Consider the following 25,129-nt stretch of genomic DNA (forward strand, 5'->3'; position numbering starts at 1 on the left):
CGCGCGGACGGCCAAAAGAACATGATCCAACTGAAAAACCTCAGCCTGCGCCGCGGCCTGAAAGAATTGCTGATCGGCGCCAACCTGACGCTGAACCCGGGCTACAAAGCCGGCCTGACCGGCGCCAACGGCGTGGGCAAATCCAGCCTGTTCGCCATGCTGCTGGGCGAATTGCACGCCGACGGCGGCGACATGCTGCTGCCTCCCAACTGGACCGTGGCCCACGTGGCGCAGGAAACGCCGGCGCTGGAGCGCAGCGCGCTCGATTACGTGCTGGATGGCGACAAGGAGTTGCGCGCGCTGGAAGCCCAGCTGGCGGACGCGGAAGACAAGCACGACGGCAACGCCATCGGCCATCTGCACGGCGAGCTGGCCAATATCGACGCCTACTCCGCGCCGTCCCGCGCCGGCAAGCTGCTGACCGGCCTGGGCTTCGACGAAGCCGCGCAACAGCGCCCGGTGGCCAGCTTCTCCGGCGGCTGGCGCATGCGGCTGAACCTGGCCCAGGCGCTGATGTGCCGTTCCGACCTGCTGCTCTTGGACGAACCGACCAACCACTTGGACCTGGAAACGGTGCTGTGGCTGGAAGACTGGCTGCAGGCCTACCCCGGCACCCTGCTGGTGATCTCGCACGATAGAGACTTCCTCGACGCCATCTGCAGCCATACCGTGGAAGTGGCCAACCAGACGCTGACCTTGTACACCGGCAACTACAGCCAGTTCGAAGTGATGCGCGCGGAAAAACTGGCGCGCCAGCAAGGCGAATACGAGAAGCAGCAGCGCCAGATCGCCCACCTGGAATCGTTCATCAACCGCTTCAAGGCCAAGGCCAGCAAGGCGCGCCAGGCGCAGAGCCGGGTCAAGGCGCTGGAAAAGCTGGAGCGCATCGCGCCGGCCCACTCCGCCTCGCCGTTCGACTTCCACTTCGACAGCCCCGAGCATCTGCCCAATCCGCTGCTGAAGCTGGACAAGGCCGACGCCGGCTACGGCGACAAGACCATCCTGTCCGGCATCAGCCTGTCGGTGGAAGCCGGCGCGCGCATCGGCCTCTTGGGCGTCAACGGCGCCGGCAAATCGACGCTGGTCAAGCTATTGTCCGGCGACCTGGCGCCGCGCGCCGGCGAGCGCATCAACGCGCAGATGCTGAAGATAGGCTATTTCGCCCAGCACACGCTGGAAACGCTGCGGCCGGACGAAACGCCGCTGCAGCATATGCAGCGCCTGGCCCCGACCACGCGCGAGCTGGAGCTGCGCAGCTTCCTAGGCGGCTTCAACTTCCGCGGCGACGCCGCCACCGACCCGGTCGGCCCGATGTCCGGCGGCGAGAAAGCGCGTCTGGCGCTGGCGATGATCGTGTGGCAAAAGCCCAATCTGCTGCTGCTGGACGAACCGACCAACCACTTGGACCTGGAAATGCGCCACGCGCTGACGCTGGCCTTGCAGGACTTCACCGGCGCGCTGATCGTGGTATCGCACGACCGCAGCCTGCTGGAGTCCACCACCGACGTGTTCTGGCTGGTCAGCGGCGGCAAGGTGCAACCCTTCGACGGCGATCTGGAAGACTACCGCCAGTGGCGCATCGCCCAGTTGGCGGAGGGCAATAAGCTCTCCGACTGCGACGCCCAGGGCGTCAACCGCAAGGAGCAAAAGCGCCAGGAAGCCGAGGCGCGCCAGCAGCTGGCCAAACTGCGCAAACCGCTGCAAAACCGGCTGAACAAACTGGAACAGGAGATGAACAAGCTGAGCGAGGAAAAGGCCCAGCTGGAAGCCTTCCTGTCCTCCAGCGAGGCTTACGACGACGCCAACCGCCAGAAAATGGCCGACAGCGTGAAGCGCCAGGGCGAGGTGGCCAGCCGGCTGGAGGCCGTGGAAGAGGAATGGATGGCGGCGCAGGAGCAACTGGAGGCGCTGGTTCCGGCGGAGTGAGCGGACTTGCGCCGCGTCACGGCGGCGGCAGAAATTTCTTGTCATCCATGCCGCGCTCTTCTTACGCTTAAGGAGAAGCAGGGCTTGCCCCGCCAAACCGGAACGCACCATGCCGCACGCGCTCATGCCCAGACTATTGCTGGCCTGCACCTTGCTGCCGGCGGCGCCGGGCATGCCCGCGGCGGAGCCTGTCCGTCTCGTCACCCACCAGCAACCGCCGCTCTCGTTCACCCGCGACAATGGCCAGGCCGACGGCCTGGCCGTTCGCATCGTCGACTGCGCGCTGAAGAAAATGCAGCGTCCTTACACGTTGGAGTTCGTGCCCTGGCCGCGCGCGCAATGGCAGGTTCAGCACCAGCAGTCGGATGGCTTCTTTGCCGCCACCCCATCCGAAGAACGCGATGGCTACGCCATGCTCTCTCGCCCGCTGCTGCCCTACGAGCGGCGCTGGTACCTGCTGAAAAGCAGCCCGCTATCGCCCTCCAGCCCGGAATTCAAGCGCCAGGCGCGCATCGCCGCGTTCAATGGCTCGAACATGGACGCGTGGCTGCGCGACCATGGCTACCAGCTGACCTCCACGCCCGCCAACAGCGAGCTGCTGCTTCGCATGCTGCAATCCCGCCGCGTCGACGCAGTGCTGGGCAACGCCTACGCGGTGGACGCGCTGGTGGCCCGGATGGGTCTCCAGGCGGAGCTGCGCAGCGAGCTGGCCGAGTCCCTGCCCATGGGCGTCTACTTCGGCAAGGCTTTTCTCGCCCGGGAGGGGCCGCAGTTCCTGCAACAGTTCAACGCCGCGCTGCAAGGCTGCAGTTCCAAATGAAAATGCCGCCCGAAGGCGGCATTTTCGCACAGGAAGCCCATCCGCTCAGACGACGGACGGCTCCCGCATCAGCAAGGTGATCATGCCGGCTATCTTGCGCTTCAGCTCGCGCCTATCCACCACCATGTCCACCGCGCCCTTCTCCAGCAGGAACTCGGCGCGCTGAAAGCCTTCCGGCAACGTTTCGCGCACGGTCTGCTCGATCACCCGCGCGCCGGCGAAGCCGATGCGCGCCTTGGGCTCGGCCATCACCACGTCGCCCAGGAAGGCGAAAGACGCAGAGACGCCGCCCATCGTCGGATCGGTCAGCACCGAGATGAACGGCAGCTTGCTCTCGGTCAGCAATTGCAGCGCGGCGCTGGTCTTGGCCATCTGCATCAGCGAATTCAAACCCTCCTGCATCCGCGCGCCGCCGGAGGCCGCCACGCAAACGAAGGGCGCCTTGGCCTCCACCGCGGCGCGCACGCCGCGCACGAAGCGCTCGCCCACCACCGAACCCATGGAGCCGCCGATGAACTTGAATTCGAACGCGGCCACCACCACCGGCAGCGAGTGGAGGCTGCCCTGCATCACCACCAGCGCGTCGTCCTCGCCGGTATCGCTCTTGGCTGCCGTCAGGCGGTCAGGATACTTCTTGCTGTCCTTGAACTTCAGAATGTCCATGGGCTTTACTTCTTCGCCCACTTCACGCCGGCCTTCCTCGTCCAGCAGCAGGTTCAGGCGTTGGCGCGCCGTCAAGGGATGATGATGGCCGCACTTGGGGCAGACCTGGAGATTATTCTCCAGATCGGTGTAATACAGTACCGCTTCGCATTCCGGGCACTTGCTCCACAGCCCTTCGGGCACCGCGGAAGGCTTGTCGGCGCGATTCTCGCGCTTGATCTTCGGCGGGAGGAGCTTGTTCAACCAGCTCATGCTGACTCCTTGAATCTGGGTGTCCGGATATCACTCCGGCCACATTGCGACGGGGGCGCTGCGCCCCCGTCGGTGTTCTAGCGGATGGCGGCCTTCAGTTCGGCCACCAGACGTGTTAACTGCTCTCTGGCAGTTTCGGGTGTCGCCGCCTCAATTTCCTGTACCAGCCGGCTGCCCACCACCACCGCGTCGGCGGCGGAGGCGATGGCCTTCGCGGTCGCGGCGTCGCGAATCCCGAAACCCACGCCTATCGGCAGCGGCAATTGTTGTCTGAGGGCAGCAATTTTACGCGCTACGTCATCAATGTCCAGATGTCCGGCGCCGGTTACCCCCTTCAACGACACATAATAGACGTATCCGCGGGCCAATTTGGCGATTTCCGCCACACGGGAAGGCGGCGTGGTGGGCGCGATCAGGAAAACAGTGTCCAGCCCCTGGGCATCCAGCGCGGATTGAAGCTCGGCGGCCTCTTCCGGCGGGCAGTCCACCGTCAGCGCGCCATCCACGCCGGCCGCTTTGGCCCGGGCGGCAAATTCGGTATAGCCCATCGCGCACAGCGGATTGAGGTAGCCCATCAGCACCACCGGCGTCGTTGCGTTGTCGCGACGGAATTCGGCCACCATCTCCAACACATGGCGCAAACCCACCTTGTGCTTGAGCGCGCGCTCGGACGCGCGCTGGATCACTGGACCATCTGCCATCGGATCGGAAAACGGCACCCCCAGTTCAATGATGTCGGCGCCGCCCTCCACCAGTCCGTGCATCAGCGACACGGTCAGGCCGGGATGCGGGTCGCCGGCGGTGATGAACGGAATCAGGGCCTTCTTGCCCGCCAGCTCGGCGAATCGTTTTTCTATGCGTGACATGCGGCTTCTCCTTACAGCGTAATGCCGGAGAGGCCGGCAACGGTATTGATGTCCTTGTCGCCGCGGCCGGACAGGTTGACCAGAATGACCTGGTCCTTGCCCATCGTCGGCGCCACCTTGGCGGCCCAGGCCAGCGCGTGGCTGGACTCCAGCGCCGGAATGATGCCTTCCAGATGGCAACAGTCGTGGAAGGCGCGCAAGGCCTCGCCGTCGTCGATCGACACATACTCGGCGCGGCCGATGTCCTTCAGATGGCAATGCTCCGGCCCCACGCCCGGGTAGTCCAGACCGGCCGAGACGGAGTGGGTCTCGATGATCTGGCCGTCCGCGTCCTGCATCAGATAGCTCTTGGAGCCGTGCAGCACGCCCACCGGCGCGCCGGAGGAGATCGGCGCCGCGTGCTTGCCGCTGGCTACGCCGTGGCCGCCCGCCTCCACGCCCACCATGCGTACGCCCGGCACGTCGATATAAGGGTGGAACATCCCTATCGCATTGGAGCCGCCGCCCACGCAGGCCACCACGACATCCGGCTGGCGGCCTATCACTTCCGGCATCTGCACCTTGGCCTCCTGGCCGATCACCGATACGAAATCGCGCACCAGCATCGGGTACGGGTGCGGGCCGGCCGCCGTCCCCAGGATATAGAAAGTGGAATCGACATTGGTCACCCAGTCGCGCATCGCTTCGTTCAACGCGTCCTTCAGCGTCTTGGAGCCGGACTCCACCGGCACCACGGTGGCGCCCAGGAGCTTCATGCGGAACACATTGGGCGACTGGCGCTTAACATCCTCCGCGCCCATGTACACCACGCACTCCATGCCGTAGCGCGCGGCGACGGTGGCGGTGGCCACGCCGTGCTGGCCGGCGCCGGTCTCGGCGATCACGCGCTTCTTGCCCATGCGGCGGGCCAGCAAAGCCTGGCCGATGGCGTTGTTGATCTTGTGGGCGCCGGTGTGGTTCAGGTCTTCGCGCTTGAGCCAGATCTGCGCGCCGCCCAGTTGCTCGGACCAGCGCTTGGCGTGATACACCGGGCTGGGACGGCCGACGTAATGCTTGAGCTCGTGGTGGAACTCCTGCCAGAAGGAAGGATCGGCCTTCACGCGAGCGTATTCTGCTTTCAACTGATCCAACGCCACCATCAAGGTTTCGGCGACGTACACGCCGCCGTAAGGGCCGAAGTGGCCCTGCGCATCGGGGAAATCATACCGATCCATGTTTTGCTCCTGATATGAAGGCCGCCATCCTGGCGGCGTCTTTGATTCCTTTGTCCGCCTCCACGCCGCTGGAGACATCCACCGCCGCCGGCCTCACCCGGCGCACGGCTTCCTCTATGTTCTTTTCGTCCAGGCCGCCCGACAGAATCAACGGCAAGGACAGATCGTCCGGCAACAACGTCCAGTCAAACGTCGCGCCGGTACCGCCGTGCGCGCCTTCGACGAAGGCGTCGGTCAGCAAGCCGCGCGCGTCCGGATAAGCCTCGGCCAGTTGCCGCAGATCGACACGGGGCTTCATCCGCACCGCCTTCAGATATGGACGATGGAAAGATCGGCAGAATTCCGCGCTCTCCTCGCCGTGGAACTGAAGCAGGTCAATGGCGCAGCCCGCCAACACCTGCTCCACCCACTCGCGAGTCGGATTGACGAACAAAGCCGCCACCGTGACGAAAGGCGGCAGGGCCGCGATCACCGAACGCGCCTGTTCAATGGACACATTGCGCGGGCTCTTGTCGTAAAAGACCAGGCCGATGGCGTCGGCGCCGAGGCGAGCGGCTTCAACGCCGTCGCCAGGCCGGGTAATTCCGCAGATTTTTATTCTAACCATCGCCGCTGCCCATAAAATAATGACAAATAAATATTATCGCAACTTTAATCTTGCCTCGTTACAAGCCGAAGGTAGGCGGAAAATTTCCGGATAGCCCACCCCGGTCAAATACAGCCCGTCAGGCATGAAGGTGGGCGGCGCGCTGGTGCGATCGCGCGCGTGCATCAGCGCTTGCAGGTCGGCCGGACTCAGGGCTCCCTTGCCCACATACAACAACGCGCCGACGATATTGCGCACCATGTGATGCAGGAAGGCATCGGCGTGAAGATCGAAACGCAGCAGGCCATCGGCCTCTGCAATGTCCAGCCGCTGCAAATCCTTGACCGGGGACTTGGCCTGGCACTCAGAGGCGCGGAAGCTGGAGAAATCATGCCGCCCCAGCAGGCGCGAGGCGGCCTCGCGCATCGCGCCCACGTCCAGCGACTGGTGGTACCAACCCACCTTGCCCGCCAGCAGGCAAGAACGCACAGGATGCGTCAGCAGGAAGTAACTGTAACTGCGGGAAAAAGCGGAAAACCTGGCGTGAAACTCGTCGCTTACCTCGCGCGCCCACACCACGGCCACCTCGGGGGGCAACAGCGCGTTGACGCCTCTTACCCAAGCATTCATCGGGCGCGCCGCATCGGTATCGAAGTGCGCCACCTGCATCGCGGCATGCACGCCAGCATCGGTGCGGCCGGCGGCATGGGTGACGACCTGCCGGTTGCCGGCGATCTGGCCCAGCGCCTGATTCAACCTGTCCTGTACCGTATTGCCGTGCGGCTGACTCTGCCAGCCGGCGAACGCCCGACCGTCATACTCGATGCCGAGCGCGATTCTCATAACTGCCCATCCATTCATGCCGATTCCAAGCCCTTCGGCCTGGAACGATAAAACACTCACTTTATCCTATCCTGCCTGTTTTGCGCCATGTCTTGTCGCAATGCAAAAACAAATGGCACCGGCCTGGACCGGTGCCACTCTCCTCGCCCCAGGGGGTCACCTGCCCTGCTGAGCCTCGCGCATCAGCAATTCCGCGGTTTCCTTGTCGCCCATTTCCATATAGAGCTTGGCCAATTCCATTTTCTCCGCATCCTCGGCGCCAGCCCCGGCAGGGGTAACGGAAGGCGGCGCGGAGCGAGGCGCCGGTTCGAAACTCGGGGAAGGCTCCGCCGCAGCCTTGGGTGTGTCAGGAAGAGCTGGCGCCGGCTCCGCCGCAGCGAACAAAGGATGGTCCGGCAGTTCCGCCCGCCCCAATTCGCAAATACGCAGCCACATGGTGCTGTCCTTGCTGAACATGCCTTTGGCCGCGGTGGCCTCCTCGATGAATGCCTTCTTGTCCGGCTGGGACGCCAGCACTTCCAGCAGCTTGTGGCGCAAATCCTGCCGCAGCGGCTCCTTTTCCAGACCGTCGCGCAATATCAGCAAGGCTTGGTCATCGCGGCCATAAGCCAGATAAACCTCGGCTTCCGCCATCACGTCCACGGAATCCAGATCAATGCCGTCGTCCCTCTTCAACGAGCTCATTAGCGAGGTCAAAGGCTTCAACCGCATCTTGGCAGCCTGATCCGCCGCGCTTTCGTCCGCCGGCGCATCCGCCCCCCCCGCCCTCTTGCGCCGCATCAGCAATAGGGCGACCAGCCCCAACGCGGCAGCCGCTCCACCCAGCTTGATCAGCACATCCTTGTCGCTGAGCGCCGCCATAGCCTCGTCGACCATGCCGCTAGCCGGCAGGGACTTCGCTTCGCGGGGCATCATCGCCTCCGGCTTGTGCCCGGCCACCTGCGGAGCGGAGTGCGGCACCGAGGCCACAGGCTTGGCCGCGGCTGTCGCGGCAGGGTGCTCCTCCTTCCTGGCAACCTGCGGAGCAGCCTTGGCCGGCGTCTTCTCAGGCTCGCTCTGCGCAGGTTTGGCAACCTCCTGGCTGGGCGGCATGGACTTGGCGGATTCGCTGATGCCCAGCTTGCTGGCCAACGCCGCCACCGATGAGCTCGCGGAGGCCTCCTTGGCGGAATGCTCCAAAACAGGCGGCGGGACGGGCGGCGGGCTGGGCGCTTTGGCCTGTTCCTTCTCTTGCGCAGGGACGGCGGGCGCGTTCTGAGCGATCAATGGCATCGGGACTGGAGCGGGAGTCGGAGCAGGTTTGCTCTTCGCCTGCTGTATCGCCCGAATCTGCTCTTCAAGCGCCTTCGCCCGCTGCTCGGTCTGCTGCAATGCCTGATCCTGCTTCTGCAACATGTCCCGCATGCGGCGCTCCGCCGCCAGCGCCTCTGGCGAAGAAGCCGCTGAAGCCGCTTTGGCTGGAGCTTGATGTTTAGGCTCGGGCTTGATCTCGACCTTGGCTGCCGCCTTGCTCTCAGCCCGCGCCTCGGCCTTCGGCGCGGCCGCAACGCCTGCCTTGACATCAGCGTTGCGCCCCTCTTCCAGCAACTTTGCCATGCCGACCGGCTTCATCGCCTTCGACTCCGAGGACGCCGGCGCTTTGGCTGCGGTCTCCGTCCGCATCGTCCAGCTGGATGGGTAGCGCAATTCCGCTCCGGCCAGCAATCGGTTGGCGTCGCCGTTGATGAAAGCGTCCGGGTTGTCTAGCAGCAGTTTTCCCGACACGCTCTCGCCGCGAGCATGCCCGCTCATGCCCAGCGCGATGGCTGACAGCGTATCGCCCTTCTTCACTTTGTAAGACTTGAAACCCTCGGCCGCAGACGGCTTTTTCGCGTCTTGAGGGATAGGTCGGGCGGTTTCGTTTTTGGCCTGCTGCGCCAGTCCATCCAGTTGCAGGCTGTATGTCTTTTGCGCCTTGATGCTGCCGGCGGCGACCTCAAGACGGAATGAGAGCTTGGGCTGCGTCATCGGCTGCGACGACGACAAACGCAAAATGCGCCGCCCATCGATGGCGCGATCGATCTGATGGGAAATGGAAGCCAGCAACGGCAATTGTTCCTTGGCCAAGCCTCCCGAAATGGCATCCGGCAAGATGGCGACGTGCAATTGCTCTGTTTTGTCGAATGCGCCGCCCAATAGCGGCAACTCCGCCATTAACGGCTCTCCCAGCCGGGAACTGACACGGATGTCGCCCAACCCTGCGCCATCCAGCCTCGACCCCTGGTCTGGTCCCGCCGCATGGCGTTTGCCGTCATCTCCGCCGGCAGGAGCGGGCGCCTTGCGGCGCGGCCCGTCCCGCTTGTAGTCCACCTCGAATTCCCTGACCAGGCTGCCTGCCGGCCAACGCACTTCCACCGCGAATCGAAGCAAGGGCTCGGCGAAGCTGGCCGGACCTTTCACCAGCACCTTGCTGATATGGCCATCGCTGCCGCGGACAAGACTGAAATGTAAAATCGGAGCCGATCCGCTGTAGGGGGACAGCAAAGGATAGTCGTTGCGGTTGGCCAGATTCACCTGCGCGAGGTCTTCTATATTCTCCTTGACCACTGGAATTTCAGCGGAGAACGTGTCCCCATCCGCAGACAGCACCCGGATGGGGCCCAGTCCGGCATACGCCGCATACATGCTTCCCATTCCCGCCAGCAGCAGCGCCAAACCCGTCTTGCGAAAATTTGCAGCCATCGTCGATGTTCCCAATCTTCTTGCATGCATGATGCAGCCGGCTCGCATTAGAACCGCGCCCGTCCCGCCGCGCCCACGTTCTGAACGCCCCTATTCATCAAGACGAACCGCATTTTTGAAAATCGTATAATTAAACCTTATAGCACTTTCGTCTGGCAATCCCATGCCAAACGCAATCTGAGAGCCAGACGATTTCAAAACAGCCTGAAAGATTGAACTGACAATCTCCCGCCCCGCTCCAACCATCCGAAATATGAATTGCTGTTTGGCCCCGAATCCGGATCTCGCTCCCTCCCGATCAAGCGAGATTCGCTCCTTTCCAATAAACCGCGAAAGAGATTCGCGCCATGAAAAAAGCCGCCATCGCATCAAACGACAAGCGGCTCTCATCACTCAGCCCGAGTCTATGCGCTGATTTTGTCGAACAGCGCCTGGGCCTCTTCTTTGAGCGCGCCCTTCGCCTCGCTCAGCAAATCCTGCAAGACCTCTCGAGCGCCCTCCCTATCCCCCATGTCCAGATAGACCTTGGCCAGATCCAGCTTGGTGGATAGAGGATCGTCCATGACCGACACGCCCTCGGCTTCAGGCCCAACCGCTGCGCTCTCCGCAACCGGCTCTTCCACCTCCATATCTTGGTACAAGGACTCCAGGCCGCCGGCATCAGTCGTTTCCGGCGCTTCCGCCGCTGGGGGCGCCTCGACCGCCGCGTCGTCCAGCTTGAAATCGAAGTCAAGCATGTCGGCATCCGCCTCAGGGGCCTTATCTTCCGCGGCCGGCGCTTCCGTCGGCAGCATGGCATCCAGATCAAAATCCAGCGCGGGCTCTTGAGCCGGCGCCGGCGCGCCGGCAGGCTCCTCGAACAAGGCGGCCAACGGGTCCGCCACTTCCTCCATGGCGGCGGGCGGCTCGGAAGCCGGCTCCGATTGCGTGGCCGCAGGAACGTCCTCGCCGAACAACTCCTGATCCAGGTCGATGACAGCCTCTCCGGACGTCGCCGGCGCGAATTCCTGCTCGCCTTCTTCCATCTGGTACAGCGGATTCGGCGGGTCAATGGCGCGGCCCAACGCGGCCGCCTTCGCCCACATCACGCCCTTGCCATCGAAAGCGGCATGCATCTCTTTGGCCAGCCGCTCGAAGCTGGCGGCATCCGGACGTGCGGCATATACCTCCATCAGCTTCATCCTGACTTCATGGCGAGAGGGGTCTTTTTGCAGCGCGTCCTTCAGTATCTCCTCCGCTTGCTGATCTCGGCCGTAAGCGATGTAAACCTCGGCCTCGGCCACTGGATCCACTTCCGCCGCATCGATGGCCCCTGCCGCCTGGGTAAAGTTGCTCATGAAGGAATGGCTGCCGCCCGCGGTGCTGGGTCCGTGTCCGGTAACCGTGCTGCGGCCAAGAGTGGCGCTGCCGGAGTCATCCGCCGCGCCCTTGCGTCGCCGCGCCACCACGATGCCGAGCAAGCCAAGCAGACCGACACCTGCGATGCCGCCGCCGATCAAAGGCAAGTTGTCCAACACCTTATCCATCAGCGACGGCGCCGGCGGCGGCGGCATGGGATGAGGCGCCGGCTTGGCATGCGGTTTTTCCACCGGTTTGGCCAATGGCGCGCTGGCGGCGATGGCTGCATGCGAAGCGCTGGAGGCCTCCGGCGCGCTAGCCGGCATAGCCTGCTCAGGCTGCAACGGCTTGGCGCCGGAGGCCTGCAAGCTGCCCTGCAGGGCTTTCAGCTGTTGCTCCAGCGCCGCGATGCGCGCGGTGGCATCCTGCAGCGCCCTCTCCCGAGCGTTGATCTGTTGCTGCAGGTCTCCCAGCTTGGCGTTGTCCGCGGCGTCTCCCGGCACCAGCTTGAGCACATCGCCCCCCTTGCCGCCTGCCGCGGGAGGCTGGCCGCCAGGCGCTGCCGGAGCCTCTGGCGCTGGTTCGCCGAGTATGCTGGCCACCTGGGCGGCCGACAATGCCCGCATCTTCCGCGCTGAAGGCAATTGCAAGGTCGAACCCGCCTTGGGATGATTGACGTCGCCTTCGGCGAAGGCATCGGGATTGGCCTGCACCAGCGCCGCCATCGTCTGGCGCAGCGACGCGCCCTTTGGTTTGGCCTTCGCGGCCAAAGCCCGCAGCGTCGCGCCCTCTCTTACCTTCAGCGTGCGGGGAATGGCGGGAGCCGCCTTGATCGGAGAGGCCGGCTTGTAGCGCCCCGCCTGGTCGTTGTCGGCATAACTGGGCGCATCCTGGACAATGTTCTGCGAGGTGTAGTTGATAGGGTCCAGCAACACCGTGTATTCGCGGATCGAGCGGCCGGACGGCGCCTTGGCCTCAACCACGAAACGGAGATAAGGGTCATTGATGGGCTGGGTGGAGCTGACGCGTATCGTCGCGCCGCGGGTATTGGGATTCAGCGCGAAGCGCAACAGTGACAGCGAGCTGGAGTAATCTACGTTCAAAGCCTGGAAAGTATCGATGCCGGCCAGCCCCACCCTGACCGCGTCCAGCTCCGTCGGCTGCACCCCGGTCATTTCGATGTCGGCCTTCAGCAGCTCGCCCAGATTGGAGCGAACATGGATCCTCCCCAAACCGGCCCAGGCGCACGCGGAGCACGCCAGGCCGATCAACAACACGCCAAGCTTGAGTTTTCCCTGATTTCTCACTGTCTACCTTCCGACACTGTCGCATTATGTGATGTTATCGGCACCCATGCCGTTGGGCATGAGTGTGCAACTGTTGCAATCTTAGGCCTTGACGCGTCTTTTAGCCAGATTTCACAACCGTTGCAGGCTTGACATGCCGTGCGCGTCGCTTACATCATCGCGCCCTGTCCAGCCAGGATCTCGGCGATGCGCACGCAATGCAGCGCGGCGCCGGCCTTGACGTTGTCCGCCGACAGCCACAGGCCAAGCACATTGCCGTGCTTGCGCAGTCGGCTGACCCACACCATCTCGTTGCCGGTAGCCTCCATCGGCGTCACGTAGCCGCCATGCTGATCGCGGCCCACCACCTGCAATCCTGCGGCCTTGAGGCGTTTTCGCACTTGTTCGAGGTCAAACTCATTATGCAATTCGACTTGAACTGCCCAGGAATGGCCGAAAAACACCGGCACCCGCGCGCAGGTGGCTTCCAGCTGCTCCGGCTTCAGCCCCAGCAGGCGAGCGGTTTCGTCGCGCATCGAGCGCTCCTCTTCCGAATCGCCGTTGTCATCCACGTCGCCGATCTGCGGCAGCACGTTGAAGGCGATGCGCTTGGCGTAGACGCCGACCTCCGCGTCGCGCTGCGAAAACAGCGCGGTTGTCTGATCCGCCATTTCCTCCATCGCCTTCTGGCCGCTGCCTGACACCGCCTGGTAGGTAGCCACGGTCACGCGGGCGATGCCCAGCGGCGCGAGCGGCGCCAGCGCCAGCGCCAGCGGGGTCACCGTGCAGTTGGGCACGGACACCAGCGGCGCGCGGCCCAGTTCTTCCAGCTCGGAGGCATTGATGGCCGGGACCACCAGCGGCACGCCGGCGGCGTCGCGGAAGGCGGAGCTGAAATCCACCACCGCCGCGCCGGCGTCGCGCGCCTGGGGGACATATTGGCGAGAGAGGTCTCCGCCGGCGGCGAAAATGGCCAGGCCGACGTTCTCGAAGTTGAAATCGTCCACCGGATGCACGTCCAGCTCCAGATTGCCCAGCGACACGGTGCTGCCGTCTTGCTCGGCGCTGTCCACCGCGAATACGCGGGCGGCCGGAAATTTGCGTTCGGCCAGCAGCTCCAGCACGGCCTGGCCCACCAGGCTGGTGGCGCCCACTACGGCGATTTGCAGAGAAGTCGACATATCTTGTTCCTATCGTTACCGCCGGCGGCGGCGTTCGCGCCGGCATTGCAATGCGAAAAGGGCACCGAAGTGCCCTTGAATTCTACGGCGGCCGGTCAAACCGGCCGCAGGCTCCCGCCTATTCTACCCTTCAGCGCTCGATCAGGATACGCAGCATGCGGCGCAGCGGCTCGGCCGCGCCCCACAGCAGCTGGTCGCCGATCACGAAGGCGGACAGATACTCGCCGCCCATATTCATCTTGCGCACGCGGCCGACCCCCACCTCCAGCCCGCCGGTGATGGCGGCCGGCGTCAGCTCCTTGACCGAAATCTCGCGATCGTTCGGCACCCACTTCACCCAGTCGTTGCCAGACTTGATGATGGATTCGATCTCGGACAGCGGCAGGTCTTTCTTCAACTTCACGGTCAGCGCCAGGCTATGGCAGCGCATCGCGCCGATGCGCACGCACAGCCCGTCCACCGGCACCACGCTGGAAGTGCCCAGAATCTTGTTGACCTCGGCCTGGCCTTTCCACTCTTCCTTGGACTGGCCGTTGTCCAACTGCTTGTCGATCCAGGGGATCAGGCCGCCGGCCAGCGGCGCGCCGAAGTATTCGGTCGGCACGTCCTCGCGGATGGCCTTGGCCACCTTGCGGTCGATTTCCAGGATGGCGGACGACGGCGTGGCCAGCTCGTCGGCCACGGTGGAGTGGATCGCGCCCATGCCCTTCAGCAATTCGCGCATGTGGTTGGCGCCGCCGCCGGAAGCCGCCTGGTAGGTCATCGAGGACACCCAGTCGACCAGGCCTTCGCGGAACAGGCCGTTCATGCCCATCAGCATGATGGAGTTGGTGCAGTTGCCGCCGATGTAATCCTTGACGCCGTTAGCCACGCCCTTGTCGATCAGATCGCGGTTGACCGGGTCCAGCACGATGATGGAGTCTTCCTGCATGCGCAGCGTGGAGGCCGCGTCGATCCAGTAGCCCTTCCAGCCGGCGGCGCGCAGCTTGCCGTACACCTCGGTGGTGTAGTCGCCGCCCTGGCAAGTGACGATCACGTCCATCGCCTTCAGTTCGTCCACGCTGCCCGCGTCTTTCAACGCCGGCACGTCGCGACCGATGTCCGGCGCTTTGCCGCCGACGTTGGAGGTGGTGAAGAACACCGGCTCGTCAATGACGGCGAAATCGTTTTCCTCGCGCATGCGCTGCATCAGCACGGAACCCACCATGCCGCGCCAACCTACAAAGCCTACTCTCACTGTGAATCTCCCAGTCTGTCCTAAGTCCGAATCGTGGCCGCGGCGCAAGCAGACGCCGGCGCTGCGGTTAAATTTTTGTTACCTCATTGTGCAGCGCGCCAAGACGGCAGGCAATGGGGCAAATCGTTTTTATTGTGAAGTTCTGCAGAACAAATGATTAAGCGACGATGAACGGCTTACCGCTCTGATCCGAAGCTCTTGAAAACCCCTGCAAGCCAAGGCATCACCCATCGAGAGCGGGACAGCTCGGAAACCGCGATTGGACTTTGGGAAGCCTCGCTCAAGCGCGTCAAACGAGACCGCGGCATGCGACTCAGCCATAACGACTGCGCTTGCGGGCACAACAGGCCGCCAACCCTTTCCACAACAGGCAAGCGGCAGCGGCAACCGCGCTGGCGACCATCAGCAGGCTGCCGCCGGCGATCAGCGCGAAGGGCTCGCGCAGCACGCCGTTCGCGTCGACATGCGAGCCGATCAAACCTGCGGCGCCCAGGCAAGCCAAGCCGGCGGCAGCCAGCGGCGAGACCACTATCAGAAAAAACTTCAACGAGCGGGACATTGCGTATCCAAACCAGAGTCGCGGATACATCCTCTGGCCGGTTTTCCCGCTTCGAGTTCCATGATGAAAACGGCGAATCCCGTCGCATCTTTACGATGCCGCGCGCCGGCAAGCCAGCAGTCTTTAACTGCACGAAAGCCGAATCCTGTAGCAATCAGCTGGAGATTTTTCGGCTGCCAGAGTCTGGCGATGAGAGCGTGCTGGCTCGAGAAACGCCTTGCAGCCTTTCCAGCAGCTCGCTGGATTGGTTGGAGGCCTCCTTGCTGGACTGGGCCAGCCGCCTCGCATCGTCCGCCGCAACGGCGAAACGCTCCCCGCGCCGCCCAGCTTTCGCGGCCTCGATGGCGATATTGAGCGCCAGCAGATTCGCCTGGTCGGCGATATCTTTCATGGAGGCCACCACGCGGCGGATCTCGGCGTCGGAGGATGGCTCCGCAAAGAGCCGCATTTCGGCGCGCATCGCGCCAGGCTGGCCAGGGCCTGCGCCGCAGCCGGCTCCGCCCAATGCGTCCCGCTCCAGCCGCGCTCTGGCTCGAAACGCTAAGAATACCGCGGCAACCGCGACAAGCGCGGCCACTCCGGCAACCCCAAGAACAACAGCCCAGTAAACATTCATGGCATCCATCTCATCCACCTCGACCGGGCGCACGCGGGAAATCAATGAAATTATATAGCAAACAAATGCTTACCAACTCCAACAACAGATAAAACAGAAGGGCGCAAGCGGCATACGCCCCCCAGATGGCCGGAATCGTTTTCCCGTCAATCACATTCTTTGCTAAAGGAGCAATAGTAGCCGCCAACACCGCCAACGCCAGGTTGTCCATGACCTTAACGCCATGCTTGATAAATTCCATGCTTGCCCCTGCCGAACGTCGATTGCATCCATGATAAATCACGCCCCCATCAATGGAGCGCGAAGCCATACCCCCTGCTCATGAAAAAACGGCGCCAACCCAAAGGGTTCGCGCCGTTCGGCGGCAAAGCGTAACCGCGGCTAGAGAGGGGCTGACATCGCCGCCGCCACCGCGTCGCCCATGCCTGTGCAGCTGACTTTCTCGCAACCGGCCTCGTAGATGTCGGCGGTGCGGTAGCCTTGGGCCAGCACCTTCTTCACCGCGCCCTCGACGCGCAGGGCGGCTTCCTCCTGGCCGAAGCTGTAGCGCAGCATCATGGCGGCGGACAGGATGGTGGCCAGCGGGTTGGCCAGGTTCTGGCCGGCGATGTCCGGCGCTGAGCCGTGGCTGGGCTCGTACAGGCCCTTGTTGTTCTGGTCCAGCGAGGCGGACGGCAGCATGCCGATGGAGCCGGTCAGCATGGAGGCCTCGTCGGACAGGATGTCGCCGAAGATGTTGCCGGTGACCATCACGTCGAATTGCTTCGGGTTGCGCACCAGCTGCATCGCCGCGTTGTCGACGTACATGTGGCTGAGCTCCACTTGCGGATACTCCTTGGCCACCTCGATCATGATTTCTTTCCAGAATTCGGTGGTTTCCAGCACATTGGCCTTGTCCACCGAACAGAGCTTCTTATTGCGCTTCATCGCGATGCCGAAGGCGACATGGGCGATGCGGCGCACTTCGCTCTCGCTGTAGCGCATGGTGTTGAAGGCCTCGCGCTCGCCCTGGGCATTGACGCCCAATCCACGCGGCTGGCCGAAGTAGATGTCGCCGGTCAGCTCGCGGACGATCATGATGTCCAGCCCGGCCACCACTTCCGGCTTCAGCGTGGAGGCGTTGGCCAGCTCCGGGTAGAGAATGGCCGGCCGCAGGTTGGCGAACAGGTTCAAGTCCTTGCGGATGGCCAGCAAACCGCGCTCGGGACGCAACGGCCGGTCCAGCTTGTCGTATTGCGGACCGCCCACCGCGCCCAGCAGCACGGCGTCGGCTTCGCGCGCCAGCTTCTGCGTGGCCTCGGGATACGGCGCGCCGTACTGGTCGTAGGCGGCGCCGCCCAGCGGCGCATGCTCGGTTTCGATCTTCAAGCCGTCGCGGCGGAGCACGTCCAGCACGCGCTCGGCTTGGGCGATGATTTCCGGGCCGATGCCGTCACCGGGCAAAATGGCGATTTTCATGACTTATTCCTTATTTCCGTTTGTCTTCTTCGCGCCGGGTCAACCACTCCACCAGCGCCTTTTCGCAACATTTGAATATGATATAGGCCGCCATCGCGGCATAGCCGGACAGCAGCAACTCGCCCAACTGGCGCAAAGCGCCGTCCATCGCCGCCTGCCAGCCCGCCTCCAACCACAGTTTCAGGTTGAGTTGCAGCAACAGGGCCAAATTGATGGTGCCCAGCCCAAACAACAGGAAGCTCAGCCCCAGCAGCAGGAAGGCCGCCAGCGGGTGGCGATACAGCCAGGCCATCCAGCCGCGCGCGCTCATGGCATGTCCGCTTTCATTCCCGCCCCGGCCAGCGGGGCCAGCCCGCTTTTCTCCGCGATGCCTGTCGGCCGGCCATCCAGGCTCGCGTCGTTCCGGTTTCGCCAGTAATCCCGAATGCCCGGCTCGCCTTTGGCGCGGGCCCAGTCGTTCAACTGCTCCCGCTCTCCAAGGTATTGAAAGTACGGCACCGACATGCCGCAGGAAGCCTGCGCCAGCTCCACGTCCAGCACGAAGATCTGGCGCGCGCCCGGCAAGGGATCGAACAGACCATAGCAGTTCTCCCAATCCTCATCGCCGCGGTGCACCGCCCTCGCCTGGCCATACAGGCGCAGGATCAGCGGCTTGCCTTCAAAGGCGCAGAACATCAAGGTCATGCGCGGATCATGCTCGACATGGCTGGCCGTCTCATTGCCGCTGCCGGTGACGTTCAGCCAGGCCACCCGGTTCGGCCCCAGCACCCTTAGCGTGTCCATTCCCTTGGGCGACAAGTTGACATGGCCATCCGCCATGGCGGTGGCGACGAAGAACAGCTTTTGTTCGGCGATGAACGTTCGGTGCGAGTCCTGCAATTCCTGATAGCGCTGCCCCATGCCGCCCCTCCCTCAACAATGATTGTGGCTTCCCGGATGCCGGCTCTCCTCAGGCAAAATGCTCCGCCTCTTCCGGCACCGCCACCCACCCATGCTTTCTCTCCTCATAAACCGACACGCTAGGCGGCGGGAAGCCTGGGTCGGCGAATGCGCCCACCGGTATCGCCACAAACGCTTCCAGCCCTTCCGGCTCGTAGTACACGGTGGCGCCGCAAACCGGGCAGAAGTGGAATGCGACGCGCGAGCCTTCGTCGCCCACCCGGACGTAGACGGTGGACTGGCCGGCGATAGCGACGTCCTTGCGGTAGAACCGGGCCTGCTGGCCAAAGACGCTGCCGGTGCGGCGCTGGCAGGCCAGGCAATGGCAGATGGAGACGCGCACCGGCTCGCCTGCGACTTGAGCGGTGAGCTGGCCGCAGCTGCATGCGGCAAGACGGTTTGGCATGGAGTGGCTCTCCCAAACGTTCACGCGGGGTTGAACGGGGGCCGTCGCCAGGCGCAGCCCCGCAGCGATATCGCCTCAGGCAAACAACCAGGGTTGTTCGGCGCGGCGCTTGGCTTCGAAAGCCTTGATCTCGTCCGCGTGCCGCAGGGTCAGGCCGATCTCGTCCAGGCCGCCCAGCAGGCAGTGCTTGCGATGTTCGGTGATGTCGAACCCAAAGGTCTGGCCGGACGGGGTGGACACGGTCTGCGCCGCCAGGTCCACCGTCAGGCTGTAGCCCGGCGCCGCTTCGCACTCGCGGAACAGTTGATCGACGATGTCGGCCGCCAGCACGATGGGCAGCAGGCCGTTCTTGTAGCAGTTGTTGAAGAAGATGTCGGCGAAGCTGGGCGCGATCACCACGCGGAAGCCCTGGTCGTCCAGCGCCCACGGCGCGTGCTCGCGGCTGGAGCCGCAGCCGAAGTTCTCGCGCGCCAGTAGGATTTGCGCGCCCTGATAGCGCGGTTGGTTCAGCACAAAGTCCGGGTTCAGCGGACGCCGGCTGTTGTCCATGCCCGGCTCGCCATGGTCCAGGTAGCGCCATTCGTCGAACAGATTGGGGCCGAAGCCGGACCGCTTGATCGACTTCAGAAACTGCTTCGGGATAATGGCGTCGGTATCGACGTTGGCCCGGTCCAGCGGACAGACCAAGCCCTGCAAAGTGGTGAATGCTTTCATGCTGCGCTCCTTGTTCAGGATGGCGCGGGGTTACTCGGCGGTGCGCTTGATCGCTTCGCCGCCTTTTTCCACCGCGTTGCCGATCGCTTGTCCAGCCTTTTGCAAACCGTGGCCCACCGCCTGCCCGCCTTCCCTGGCGTCGGTTTTGATGCCTTGCACGGTGTTGCAGCCCCCCAGCAGCAGGGCCAGGCTCAGACAAACCATCTCTTTTTTCATGTGATGCGCTCCAGTGGGCGGCAACCGGGCCGCAGGTCTGACGAAAGGGACATTCTAAGCAATCCCCGCGTTTTCGTCAGACCCTCCGCGCCCGGATTGGCTCCACGCCGGCGTTCAGTTGGCGGCCAGGCCGCGCACGTCGACGAAATGGCCGGCCACCGCAGCCGCCGCCGCCATCGCCGGGCTCACCAGGTGGGTGCGCCCGCCCTGGCCCTGGCGGCCTTCGAAGTTGCGATTCGACGTGGAGGCGCAACGCTCGCCCGGCAGCAGCCGGTCGGCGTTCATCGCCAGACACATCGAACAGCCGGGCTCGCGCCACTCGAAACCGGCGGCGACGAAGATCTTGTCCAGCCCTTCGGCCTCGGCCTGCGCCTTGACCAAGCCGGAGCCCGGCACCACCAGCACCTGCTTGACGCTGGCGGCCTTGCTGCGGCCCTTGGCCACGGCGGCGGCTTCGCGCAGGTCTTCGATGCGGCTGTTGGTACAGGAGCCGATGAACACCACGTCCACCGCGATCTGGTCGATAGGCGTATCCGCCTGAAGGCCCATATAGGCCAGCGCGCGCTCGATGCCGGCTTTCTTCACCGGATCGTTCTCATTGGCCGGATTCGGCACCTTGCCGCCCACCGCCGTCACCATCTCCGGCGACGTGCCCCAAGTGACTTGCGGCTGGATGCCGGCGGCGTCCAGGACGATCACTTCGTCGAAATGCGCGCCATCGTCGGAATGCAGCGTGCGCCAGTAGGCGACGGCCTGCTCCCACTGCTCGGCCTTGGGCGCGTACGGCCGGCCCTTGACGTAGGCTATGGTCTTGTCGTCCACCGCCACCAGGCCGGAGCGCGCGCCGCCTTCGATCGCCATATTGCACAAGGTCATGCGGCCTTCCATGCTCAGGCCGCGAATGGCCTCGCCGCCAAACTCGATGGCGTAGCCGGTGCCGCCGGCGGTGCCGATCTTTCCAATGATCGCCAGCGCCACATCCTTGGCGGTTACGCCCGCCCCCAGCTGTCCATCGACGCGCACCAGCATGTTCCTGGACTTCTTGGCTACCAGGCATTGCGTGGCCATCACGTGTTCGACTTCGGAAGTGCCGATGCCATGCGCCAGCGCGCCGAACGCGCCGTGGGTGGAGGTGTGGCTGTCGCCGCACACCACGGTCATCCCCGGCAAGGTGGCGCCCTGCTCCGGCCCCATCACGTGGACGATGCCCTGGCCCTTGTCCTTGAACGGGAAGTAGGCCAGCGCGCCGAAGGCCTTGATGTTGGCGTCCAGCGTCTCCACCTGCTGGCGCGAGATCGGGTCCTGGATGCCTTGATCCCAATGGTCGGTCGGCGTGTTGTGGTCCGCGGTGGAGACTACGGAATCCACCCGCCACAGCTTGCGGCCGGCCAGCTTCAGGCCTTCGAAAGCCTGCGGGCTGGTCACTTCATGCACCAGGTGGCGGTCGATGTACAAAAGCGCGGTGCCGTCCGTCTCTTGGCGCACCACATGGCTGTTCCACAGTTTGTCGTACAAGGTTTGCGCGGTCATGTTGCGGTTCCTCGGGTCGTCGTTGAATGCATCTTCGACCAGCTTTGATCCTGTTACAAGATAAGCCGTTATACTGGTATGAAAACCAATAGGATCAGAACATGGAGTCCAGCGCTTCCACCCCGCTCGGCGCCTTTCTGCGCGCCCACCGCGAACGGCTGACGCCGCAGCAGGCCGGCCTGCCGTCAGGCACGCGCCGCCGCGCCAAGGGCCTGCGCCGCGAAGAAGTCGCGCAACTGGCCGGCATCAGCCCCACTTGGCTGACTTGGCTGGAGCAAGGGCGGACGGAGTCGGTATCGGCCCACACGCTGAGCCGCCTGGCTGCCGCGCTACAGCTGTCCGGCGCGGAAACCGATTATCTGTTTGATCTGGCGGGCCTGAAGAACCCCAAAGACAAGCGCGTCGAGGACAACCCTCAAGCGCGGGACATTCTGGCGGAAATGCTGCCGCACATCGCCATTCCAGCCTATGTGCTGGACCGCCATTGGCGGGCGGCGGCCTGGAACGAGGCCGCGGCGGAATTGTTTTGCGATTGGCTGGGCAAGCCTGACGCCAGCCGCAGCCAACTCGATTTCATTTTCCTGACGCCCGAGGCTCGGACTTTCATCGACAACTGGCCCGAGCGGGCGCGGCGCATCGTGGCGGAGTTGCGCGCCGACTTAGGCCAGCAACTGGACGATGCGGAAACGGCGGAGATGCTGGAACGGCTGCGCCGCGACAGCGCGGAATTCGACCGGCTGTGGAGACAGCAGGATGTGTTGGAGCGCGAAGGCGGCGAGCGCGCCTTCCATCATCCGGCCCTCGGCCAGATCAATAAACGGCAGATCACGCTCCGGCCGGCCAATGCGCCGGAATTCAAACTGGTGATGCTGCTATGACTCGGCCGGCGGTCCCAGGTGCTCCTGCAGCAACCGCCAGCCCCGCTCATCCTTGATCAGCGCGCAACTGCCGCGGCCGCGGCCCTCCGCCGGCTGGCCATCGACAAGCCCGCGCCAGGCAAACGCATAGACGCATGCCGCAAACGCGTCGCCGATATGAGTCCAGTGCAAATCGTCGATGCGGTAGTCCTCGCCGCGTATCGCTTCAAAAGTCTGGCGGATGGCCTCGCACACCGCCGGCTTGCCCTTGAAGGTGCCATCGGAGAACACAAAACAGGCGTCTTCGTGCAGCCAGGGCGCCACCTGGCGCCAGTCATGCGTGGCCAGCGCCAGCTTGTAGCCATCGAGCGCCTGCCGCGGCGTATCTGCGCGGATCATGCCCGCTCGCCCGGCGCGCGGCGCAGCCACCGCAGGCAAACGAATACGCCGATCAACGCCGCCGCGGCCGACATGGCGAAAGTCGGCATCACGCCGCCATGCGGCCACACCAGCCCGCCTATCAGACCGCCGCCGCTGCCGCCGATGCCAAAGGACGCGACGATGTACAGCCCCTGCGCGCGGCCGTGGTGCTGTTCTGCGAACATGCGGTTGATCAGGCCGATGGCCGACGCGTGGTGCAGCGCGTAAGTGAGCGCGTGCAGCGCCTGGGCGAAAGCTGCCACCGCCGGCGACGCCAGACTGACTGCGATCAGGCCGAAACGCAGCACCGCCGCCAGCAAGGACGCCAGCATCAGCGCTTCCAGGCCGAAGCGGCGCATGATGCGCGGCATCAGCATGAACACGCCCACCTCGAACACCACGCCCAGCGCCCACAACACGCCGACCGCCGCCTTGTCGTAGCCGAAGGCCTTCAGGCCCAGCGAATAGAAGGTGTAATAAGGCCCATGGGCGAAAGCTTGCAAAAAGCAGCAAGCGAACAACGCCATCACCGCCGGCTTCTTCAGCGTGTCCCAGATCGGCCCCGCAGGCTTGGTTTTGCCCTGCGGCGCCACTTCCGGCACCTTGAACGCCGCCAGCGCCACGCCTATCAGCAGCGCCGACACGATCCACGGCGTGGCGGCGATGCCCAGCCAGTCCAGCAGATAGCCGCCGGTCATCGCCAGGCAGACGAAGCCTATCGAGCCCCATACCCGCACCCGGCTGTAGCGGCCGGGGTTTTCGCGCGTCAGGTACGCGGTGCTGGCCTCGACCAGCGGCAGCGCCGCGGCCCAGAAGAAGTGCGACACCGCCAGGCTGACGAATATCCACCAGAAGCCGTTGTGCAGGCCTACCAGGCAGAAACTGGCGGCGGACAAGATGGACGTGGTGACGATGATATTGCGGCGGCGGCCGCTGCGGTCGGCGAGCCAGCCCCAGAAGCCGGGCGCGACGATCCGCGCCAGCGTGGACAGCGCCATCAGCACCGATATCTGCCAGGCACTGAACGACAGCGATTGCAGGTACAGGCCCCAGAACGGGCTGAACATGCCCTGGAAGGTGAAATAGGTGAAGTAGAACGAAGCGAACGGCAACAGCGACTGCATGATTCTCTTTCTTCTGAAGATAGGCTGGGCCCGGCGCCGCGCGGCCAGGCTAGAACGAGGACTTGAAGCGGGAAATCTCGCGCCTGGCCTTCTTGGTGGGCCGCCCCTCGCCGTGCGGGAAGCTGGCGTGCTCCGCCTTCAGCAGTAACGCCCTTTCCTCGCGCGCAGCGATGGACGCCTCGTCCTCGCGGTACATCAGCACCGCCTCCTTGGCAGGGCGGCGCTGGGTGGCCAGCTGCAGCACCTCCACGTTGTACTCCAGTTGATTGAGGCGCAAAAACAGCTTGTCGCCCGCCTTCACCACCCGCGACGCCTTGACCCGGTCGCCGTTGACCAGCACCCGGCCCAGTTCCAGCGCCTCATGCGCCAGCTGGCGCGTCTTGAAGAAGCGCGCCGCCCACAGCCACTTGTCCAGACGCACCTTGCCGTCGTCCTGCTCGTCCATTTTCGCCATCACGCCACCTCCCAATGCGCGGCCGCCAGCCCATGCAGGCTGAGGTCCAGCCGATCGCCCGAAGCCAGCCGCGCCACGCCTTCCGGCGTGCCGGTGAAGATCAGGTCGCCGTCGGACAGGCCATAAATCCGGGACAGATAACTGATCTGATCGGCCAGCGAGAACAGCATCAAGCCGGCGTCGCCTTGCTGGCGCAGCTGGCCGTTGACGCGCAGTTCGAATGTCAGCCGCTGGGGATCGGCCACGCTCGCCGCCGGCGCCAGCGCCGACACGCAGGCCGCGCCGCGGAACCCTTTGGCCTTGGTCCAGGGATGGCCGTTGCGCTTGGCGTCGGCCTGCACGTCGCGCGCGGTCAAGTCCAGGCCGACGCCGTAGCCGGCCACATGGCTCAGCGCCCTCTCCAGCGGAATATCGTTGCCACCCTTGCCTATCAGCGCCACCAACTCGCATTCGTGGTGCACATCGCGGGAGTAGTCCGGCAAGCGGATGGGCTCGCTCTCGTCAAGCAGCGCCGACGTGGGCTTGAGAAACACCAGCGGCTCCGTCTCCACCCGGTTGCCCAGCTCCGCCGCGTGAGCGGCATAATTACGCCCGATGCAGAAAATATTGCCGACCCTGATGGCATGTAAGCCCAGTTTTACACTCGACATTGCAATTCCCCTTGAATTTCAGGGTCGATTATCCCACAAGCGATGCCAAACCCATACCAACCCGGATTTGGCGCATAATCATGGTTTGTGCGTTGCAGCAACAAAACGCCGGCCCATCCCCGCCTTCCGGCGGATTTGAGCCCGGACCGCGTGAAAATGTCATGCAAGCCTGTTACAGTCGCAGGTACATTCGCTTGACCATGCAGTCCAGACATTCAGACAGGCTTCGACAACGATTTGCACGTTTCAGGAG

Annotated in this window: 26 protein-coding genes; 3 read left to right on the top strand and 23 right to left on the bottom strand. The window is 64.1% G+C overall.

All coding sequences use genetic code 11. From position 1 onward, the window contains the following. The first annotated feature begins 21 nt into the window (after positions 1–21). Together DK842_RS20710 and DK842_RS20715 are read left to right on the top strand one after the other, a co-directional pair. Positions 22–1,926, top strand: coding sequence for an ATP-binding cassette domain-containing protein (locus tag DK842_RS20710; protein ID WP_114063840.1), 1,905 nt, complete (start codon positions 22–24; stop codon positions 1,924–1,926). A gap of 109 nt (positions 1,927–2,035) precedes the next feature. Next, positions 2,036–2,746 carry a substrate-binding periplasmic protein gene (locus DK842_RS20715; protein WP_114063165.1) on the top strand — a complete coding sequence of 237 codons (711 nt, stop codon included), beginning with the start codon at positions 2,036–2,038 and terminating at the stop codon, positions 2,744–2,746. Positions 2,747–2,791: 45 nt separating this feature from the next. Here the strand turns inward: DK842_RS20715 and accD are convergent, their stop codons facing one another. The 19 genes from accD to leuC all read right to left on the bottom strand — a co-directional run bounded on the left by accD (position 2,792) and on the right by leuC (position 21,371). Next, the gene (gene accD / locus DK842_RS20720; protein WP_114063166.1) at positions 2,792–3,661 is read right to left on the bottom strand and encodes an acetyl-CoA carboxylase, carboxyltransferase subunit beta; all 870 of its coding nucleotides are present in this window, start codon (positions 3,659–3,661) and stop codon (positions 2,792–2,794) included. A gap of 77 nt (positions 3,662–3,738) precedes the next feature. Beyond that, the gene (gene trpA, locus DK842_RS20725) at positions 3,739–4,527 is read right to left on the bottom strand and encodes a tryptophan synthase subunit alpha (protein WP_114063167.1); all 789 of its coding nucleotides are present in this window, start codon (positions 4,525–4,527) and stop codon (positions 3,739–3,741) included. Between the two features lie 11 nt (positions 4,528–4,538). Next, a complete protein-coding gene (gene trpB, locus DK842_RS20730; protein ID WP_114063168.1) occupies positions 4,539–5,741 on the bottom strand; it encodes a tryptophan synthase subunit beta in 1,203 nt (400 codons plus the stop codon). Next, entirely contained in the window at positions 5,728–6,348 is a 621-nt protein-coding gene (locus DK842_RS20735) for a phosphoribosylanthranilate isomerase (protein WP_114063169.1), read from the bottom strand. Before DK842_RS20735 ends, trpB begins: the two co-directional genes overlap by 14 nt. A 33-nt stretch (positions 6,349–6,381) precedes the next feature. After that, on the bottom strand, positions 6,382–7,170 hold the full coding sequence (gene truA, locus DK842_RS20740; protein ID WP_114063170.1) for a tRNA pseudouridine(38-40) synthase TruA: 789 nt from the start codon (positions 7,168–7,170) through the stop codon (positions 6,382–6,384). A 156-nt stretch (positions 7,171–7,326) separates the two neighbouring features. Continuing rightward, entirely contained in the window at positions 7,327–9,891 is a 2,565-nt protein-coding gene (locus DK842_RS20745) for a type IV pilus assembly protein FimV (RefSeq protein ID WP_114063171.1), read from the bottom strand. 404 nt (positions 9,892–10,295) lie between these two features. Beyond that, on the bottom strand, positions 10,296–12,536 hold the full coding sequence (locus DK842_RS20750; RefSeq protein ID WP_114063172.1) for a FimV/HubP family polar landmark protein: 2,241 nt from the start codon (positions 12,534–12,536) through the stop codon (positions 10,296–10,298). A gap of 149 nt (positions 12,537–12,685) precedes the next feature. After that, positions 12,686–13,696 carry an aspartate-semialdehyde dehydrogenase gene (locus tag DK842_RS20755; protein WP_114063173.1) on the bottom strand — a complete coding sequence of 337 codons (1,011 nt, stop codon included), beginning with the start codon at positions 13,694–13,696 and terminating at the stop codon, positions 12,686–12,688. A 130-nt stretch (positions 13,697–13,826) separates the two neighbouring features. After that, the gene (asd, locus tag DK842_RS20760; protein WP_114063174.1) at positions 13,827–14,933 is read right to left on the bottom strand and encodes an aspartate-semialdehyde dehydrogenase; all 1,107 of its coding nucleotides are present in this window, start codon (positions 14,931–14,933) and stop codon (positions 13,827–13,829) included. Between the two features lie 313 nt (positions 14,934–15,246). Further along, positions 15,247–15,492, bottom strand: coding sequence for a DUF3955 domain-containing protein (locus tag DK842_RS20765; protein WP_114063175.1), 246 nt, complete (start codon positions 15,490–15,492; stop codon positions 15,247–15,249). Between the two features lie 154 nt (positions 15,493–15,646). Continuing rightward, positions 15,647–16,141: a methyl-accepting chemotaxis protein gene (locus DK842_RS20770; protein WP_114063176.1), complete on the bottom strand. Its 495-nt coding sequence runs from the start codon at positions 16,139–16,141 to the stop codon at positions 15,647–15,649. Beyond that, complete coding sequence (locus DK842_RS20775; RefSeq protein WP_114063177.1) at positions 16,119–16,349, bottom strand: hypothetical protein; 231 nt, start codon at positions 16,347–16,349, stop codon at positions 16,119–16,121. The genes DK842_RS20770 and DK842_RS20775 overlap by 23 nt, the downstream gene beginning before the upstream one ends. A gap of 140 nt (positions 16,350–16,489) precedes the next feature. After that, positions 16,490–17,566, bottom strand: coding sequence for a 3-isopropylmalate dehydrogenase (leuB, locus tag DK842_RS20780; protein ID WP_114063178.1), 1,077 nt, complete (start codon positions 17,564–17,566; stop codon positions 16,490–16,492). Between the two features lie 10 nt (positions 17,567–17,576). Further along, positions 17,577–17,876, bottom strand: coding sequence for a hypothetical protein (locus DK842_RS20785; RefSeq protein WP_114063179.1), 300 nt, complete (start codon positions 17,874–17,876; stop codon positions 17,577–17,579). Continuing rightward, a complete protein-coding gene (locus tag DK842_RS20790) occupies positions 17,873–18,466 on the bottom strand; it encodes a pyridoxamine 5'-phosphate oxidase family protein (RefSeq protein WP_114063180.1) in 594 nt (197 codons plus the stop codon). Before DK842_RS20790 ends, DK842_RS20785 begins: the two co-directional genes overlap by 4 nt. 49 nt (positions 18,467–18,515) lie before the next feature. Beyond that, a complete protein-coding gene (locus DK842_RS20795) occupies positions 18,516–18,911 on the bottom strand; it encodes a GFA family protein (RefSeq protein WP_114063181.1) in 396 nt (131 codons plus the stop codon). A 75-nt stretch (positions 18,912–18,986) separates the two neighbouring features. Beyond that, positions 18,987–19,625, bottom strand: coding sequence for a 3-isopropylmalate dehydratase small subunit (leuD, locus tag DK842_RS20800; RefSeq protein ID WP_114063182.1), 639 nt, complete (start codon positions 19,623–19,625; stop codon positions 18,987–18,989). 30 nt (positions 19,626–19,655) lie between these two features. After that, on the bottom strand, positions 19,656–19,841 hold the full coding sequence (locus tag DK842_RS20805; RefSeq protein ID WP_114063183.1) for an entericidin EcnAB: 186 nt from the start codon (positions 19,839–19,841) through the stop codon (positions 19,656–19,658). Positions 19,842–19,955: 114 nt separating this feature from the next. Next, complete coding sequence (gene leuC / locus DK842_RS20810; protein ID WP_114063184.1) at positions 19,956–21,371, bottom strand: 3-isopropylmalate dehydratase large subunit; 1,416 nt, start codon at positions 21,369–21,371, stop codon at positions 19,956–19,958. Between the two features lie 101 nt (positions 21,372–21,472). Here leuC and DK842_RS20815 point away from each other — a divergent pair, with 101 nt between their 5' ends. Then, positions 21,473–22,249, top strand: a complete 777-nt coding sequence (locus tag DK842_RS20815) for a helix-turn-helix transcriptional regulator (protein WP_114063185.1) — start codon at positions 21,473–21,475, stop codon at positions 22,247–22,249. Here the strand turns inward: DK842_RS20815 and DK842_RS20820 are convergent. The 4 genes from DK842_RS20820 to DK842_RS20835 are packed head-to-tail and all read right to left on the bottom strand — an operon-like array spanning position 22,244 to position 24,876. Beyond that, a complete protein-coding gene (locus tag DK842_RS20820) occupies positions 22,244–22,627 on the bottom strand; it encodes a nuclear transport factor 2 family protein (protein ID WP_114063186.1) in 384 nt (127 codons plus the stop codon). The two genes, DK842_RS20815 and DK842_RS20820, sit on opposite strands and share 6 nt — an antisense overlap. After that, on the bottom strand, positions 22,624–23,772 hold the full coding sequence (locus DK842_RS20825; protein ID WP_114063187.1) for an MFS transporter: 1,149 nt from the start codon (positions 23,770–23,772) through the stop codon (positions 22,624–22,626). The genes DK842_RS20820 and DK842_RS20825 overlap by 4 nt, the downstream gene beginning before the upstream one ends. Positions 23,773–23,821: 49 nt before the next feature. Next, positions 23,822–24,226 carry an RNA-binding S4 domain-containing protein gene (locus DK842_RS20830; protein WP_114063188.1) on the bottom strand — a complete coding sequence of 135 codons (405 nt, stop codon included), beginning with the start codon at positions 24,224–24,226 and terminating at the stop codon, positions 23,822–23,824. After that, a complete protein-coding gene (locus DK842_RS20835) occupies positions 24,226–24,876 on the bottom strand; it encodes a fumarylacetoacetate hydrolase family protein (RefSeq protein WP_114063189.1) in 651 nt (216 codons plus the stop codon). Before DK842_RS20835 ends, DK842_RS20830 begins: the two co-directional genes overlap by 1 nt. Positions 24,877–25,129: the final 253 nt, after the last annotated feature.

It is taken from the genome of Chromobacterium phragmitis (assembly GCF_003325475.1).
Lineage (GTDB): Bacteria > Pseudomonadota > Gammaproteobacteria > Burkholderiales > Chromobacteriaceae > Chromobacterium > Chromobacterium phragmitis.

Coding starts and splice junctions, on each gene's coding strand:
- DK842_RS20735 (WP_114063169.1), bottom strand. CDS start 6,348: ATGGTTAGAATAAAAATCTGCGGAATTACCCGGCCTGGCGACGGCGTT.
- DK842_RS20815 (WP_114063185.1), top strand. CDS start 21,473: ATGGAGTCCAGCGCTTCCACCCCGCTCGGCGCCTTTCTGCGCGCCCAC.
- DK842_RS20830 (WP_114063188.1), bottom strand. CDS start 24,226: ATGGCGAAAATGGACGAGCAGGACGACGGCAAGGTGCGTCTGGACAAG.
- DK842_RS20795 (WP_114063181.1), bottom strand. CDS start 18,911: ATGCCAAACCGTCTTGCCGCATGCAGCTGCGGCCAGCTCACCGCTCAA.
- accD (WP_114063166.1), bottom strand. CDS start 3,661: ATGAGCTGGTTGAACAAGCTCCTCCCGCCGAAGATCAAGCGCGAGAAT.
- DK842_RS20825 (WP_114063187.1), bottom strand. CDS start 23,772: ATGCAGTCGCTGTTGCCGTTCGCTTCGTTCTACTTCACCTATTTCACC.
- DK842_RS20785 (WP_114063179.1), bottom strand. CDS start 17,876: ATGAGCGCGCGCGGCTGGATGGCCTGGCTGTATCGCCACCCGCTGGCG.
- trpB (WP_114063168.1), bottom strand. CDS start 5,741: ATGGATCGGTATGATTTCCCCGATGCGCAGGGCCACTTCGGCCCTTAC.
- DK842_RS20805 (WP_114063183.1), bottom strand. CDS start 19,841: ATGAAAAAAGAGATGGTTTGTCTGAGCCTGGCCCTGCTGCTGGGGGGC.
- DK842_RS20710 (WP_114063840.1), top strand. CDS start 22: ATGATCCAACTGAAAAACCTCAGCCTGCGCCGCGGCCTGAAAGAATTG.
- leuD (WP_114063182.1), bottom strand. CDS start 19,625: ATGAAAGCATTCACCACTTTGCAGGGCTTGGTCTGTCCGCTGGACCGG.
- leuC (WP_114063184.1), bottom strand. CDS start 21,371: ATGACCGCGCAAACCTTGTACGACAAACTGTGGAACAGCCATGTGGTG.
- DK842_RS20820 (WP_114063186.1), bottom strand. CDS start 22,627: ATGATCCGCGCAGATACGCCGCGGCAGGCGCTCGATGGCTACAAGCTG.
- trpA (WP_114063167.1), bottom strand. CDS start 4,527: ATGTCACGCATAGAAAAACGATTCGCCGAGCTGGCGGGCAAGAAGGCC.
- DK842_RS20790 (WP_114063180.1), bottom strand. CDS start 18,466: ATGGGGCAGCGCTATCAGGAATTGCAGGACTCGCACCGAACGTTCATC.
- DK842_RS20745 (WP_114063171.1), bottom strand. CDS start 9,891: ATGGCTGCAAATTTTCGCAAGACGGGTTTGGCGCTGCTGCTGGCGGGA.
- DK842_RS20715 (WP_114063165.1), top strand. CDS start 2,036: ATGCCGCACGCGCTCATGCCCAGACTATTGCTGGCCTGCACCTTGCTG.
- truA (WP_114063170.1), bottom strand. CDS start 7,170: ATGAGAATCGCGCTCGGCATCGAGTATGACGGTCGGGCGTTCGCCGGC.
- DK842_RS20765 (WP_114063175.1), bottom strand. CDS start 15,492: ATGTCCCGCTCGTTGAAGTTTTTTCTGATAGTGGTCTCGCCGCTGGCT.
- DK842_RS20835 (WP_114063189.1), bottom strand. CDS start 24,876: ATGTCGAGTGTAAAACTGGGCTTACATGCCATCAGGGTCGGCAATATT.
- DK842_RS20775 (WP_114063177.1), bottom strand. CDS start 16,349: ATGGAATTTATCAAGCATGGCGTTAAGGTCATGGACAACCTGGCGTTG.
- DK842_RS20755 (WP_114063173.1), bottom strand. CDS start 13,696: ATGTCGACTTCTCTGCAAATCGCCGTAGTGGGCGCCACCAGCCTGGTG.
- leuB (WP_114063178.1), bottom strand. CDS start 17,566: ATGAAAATCGCCATTTTGCCCGGTGACGGCATCGGCCCGGAAATCATC.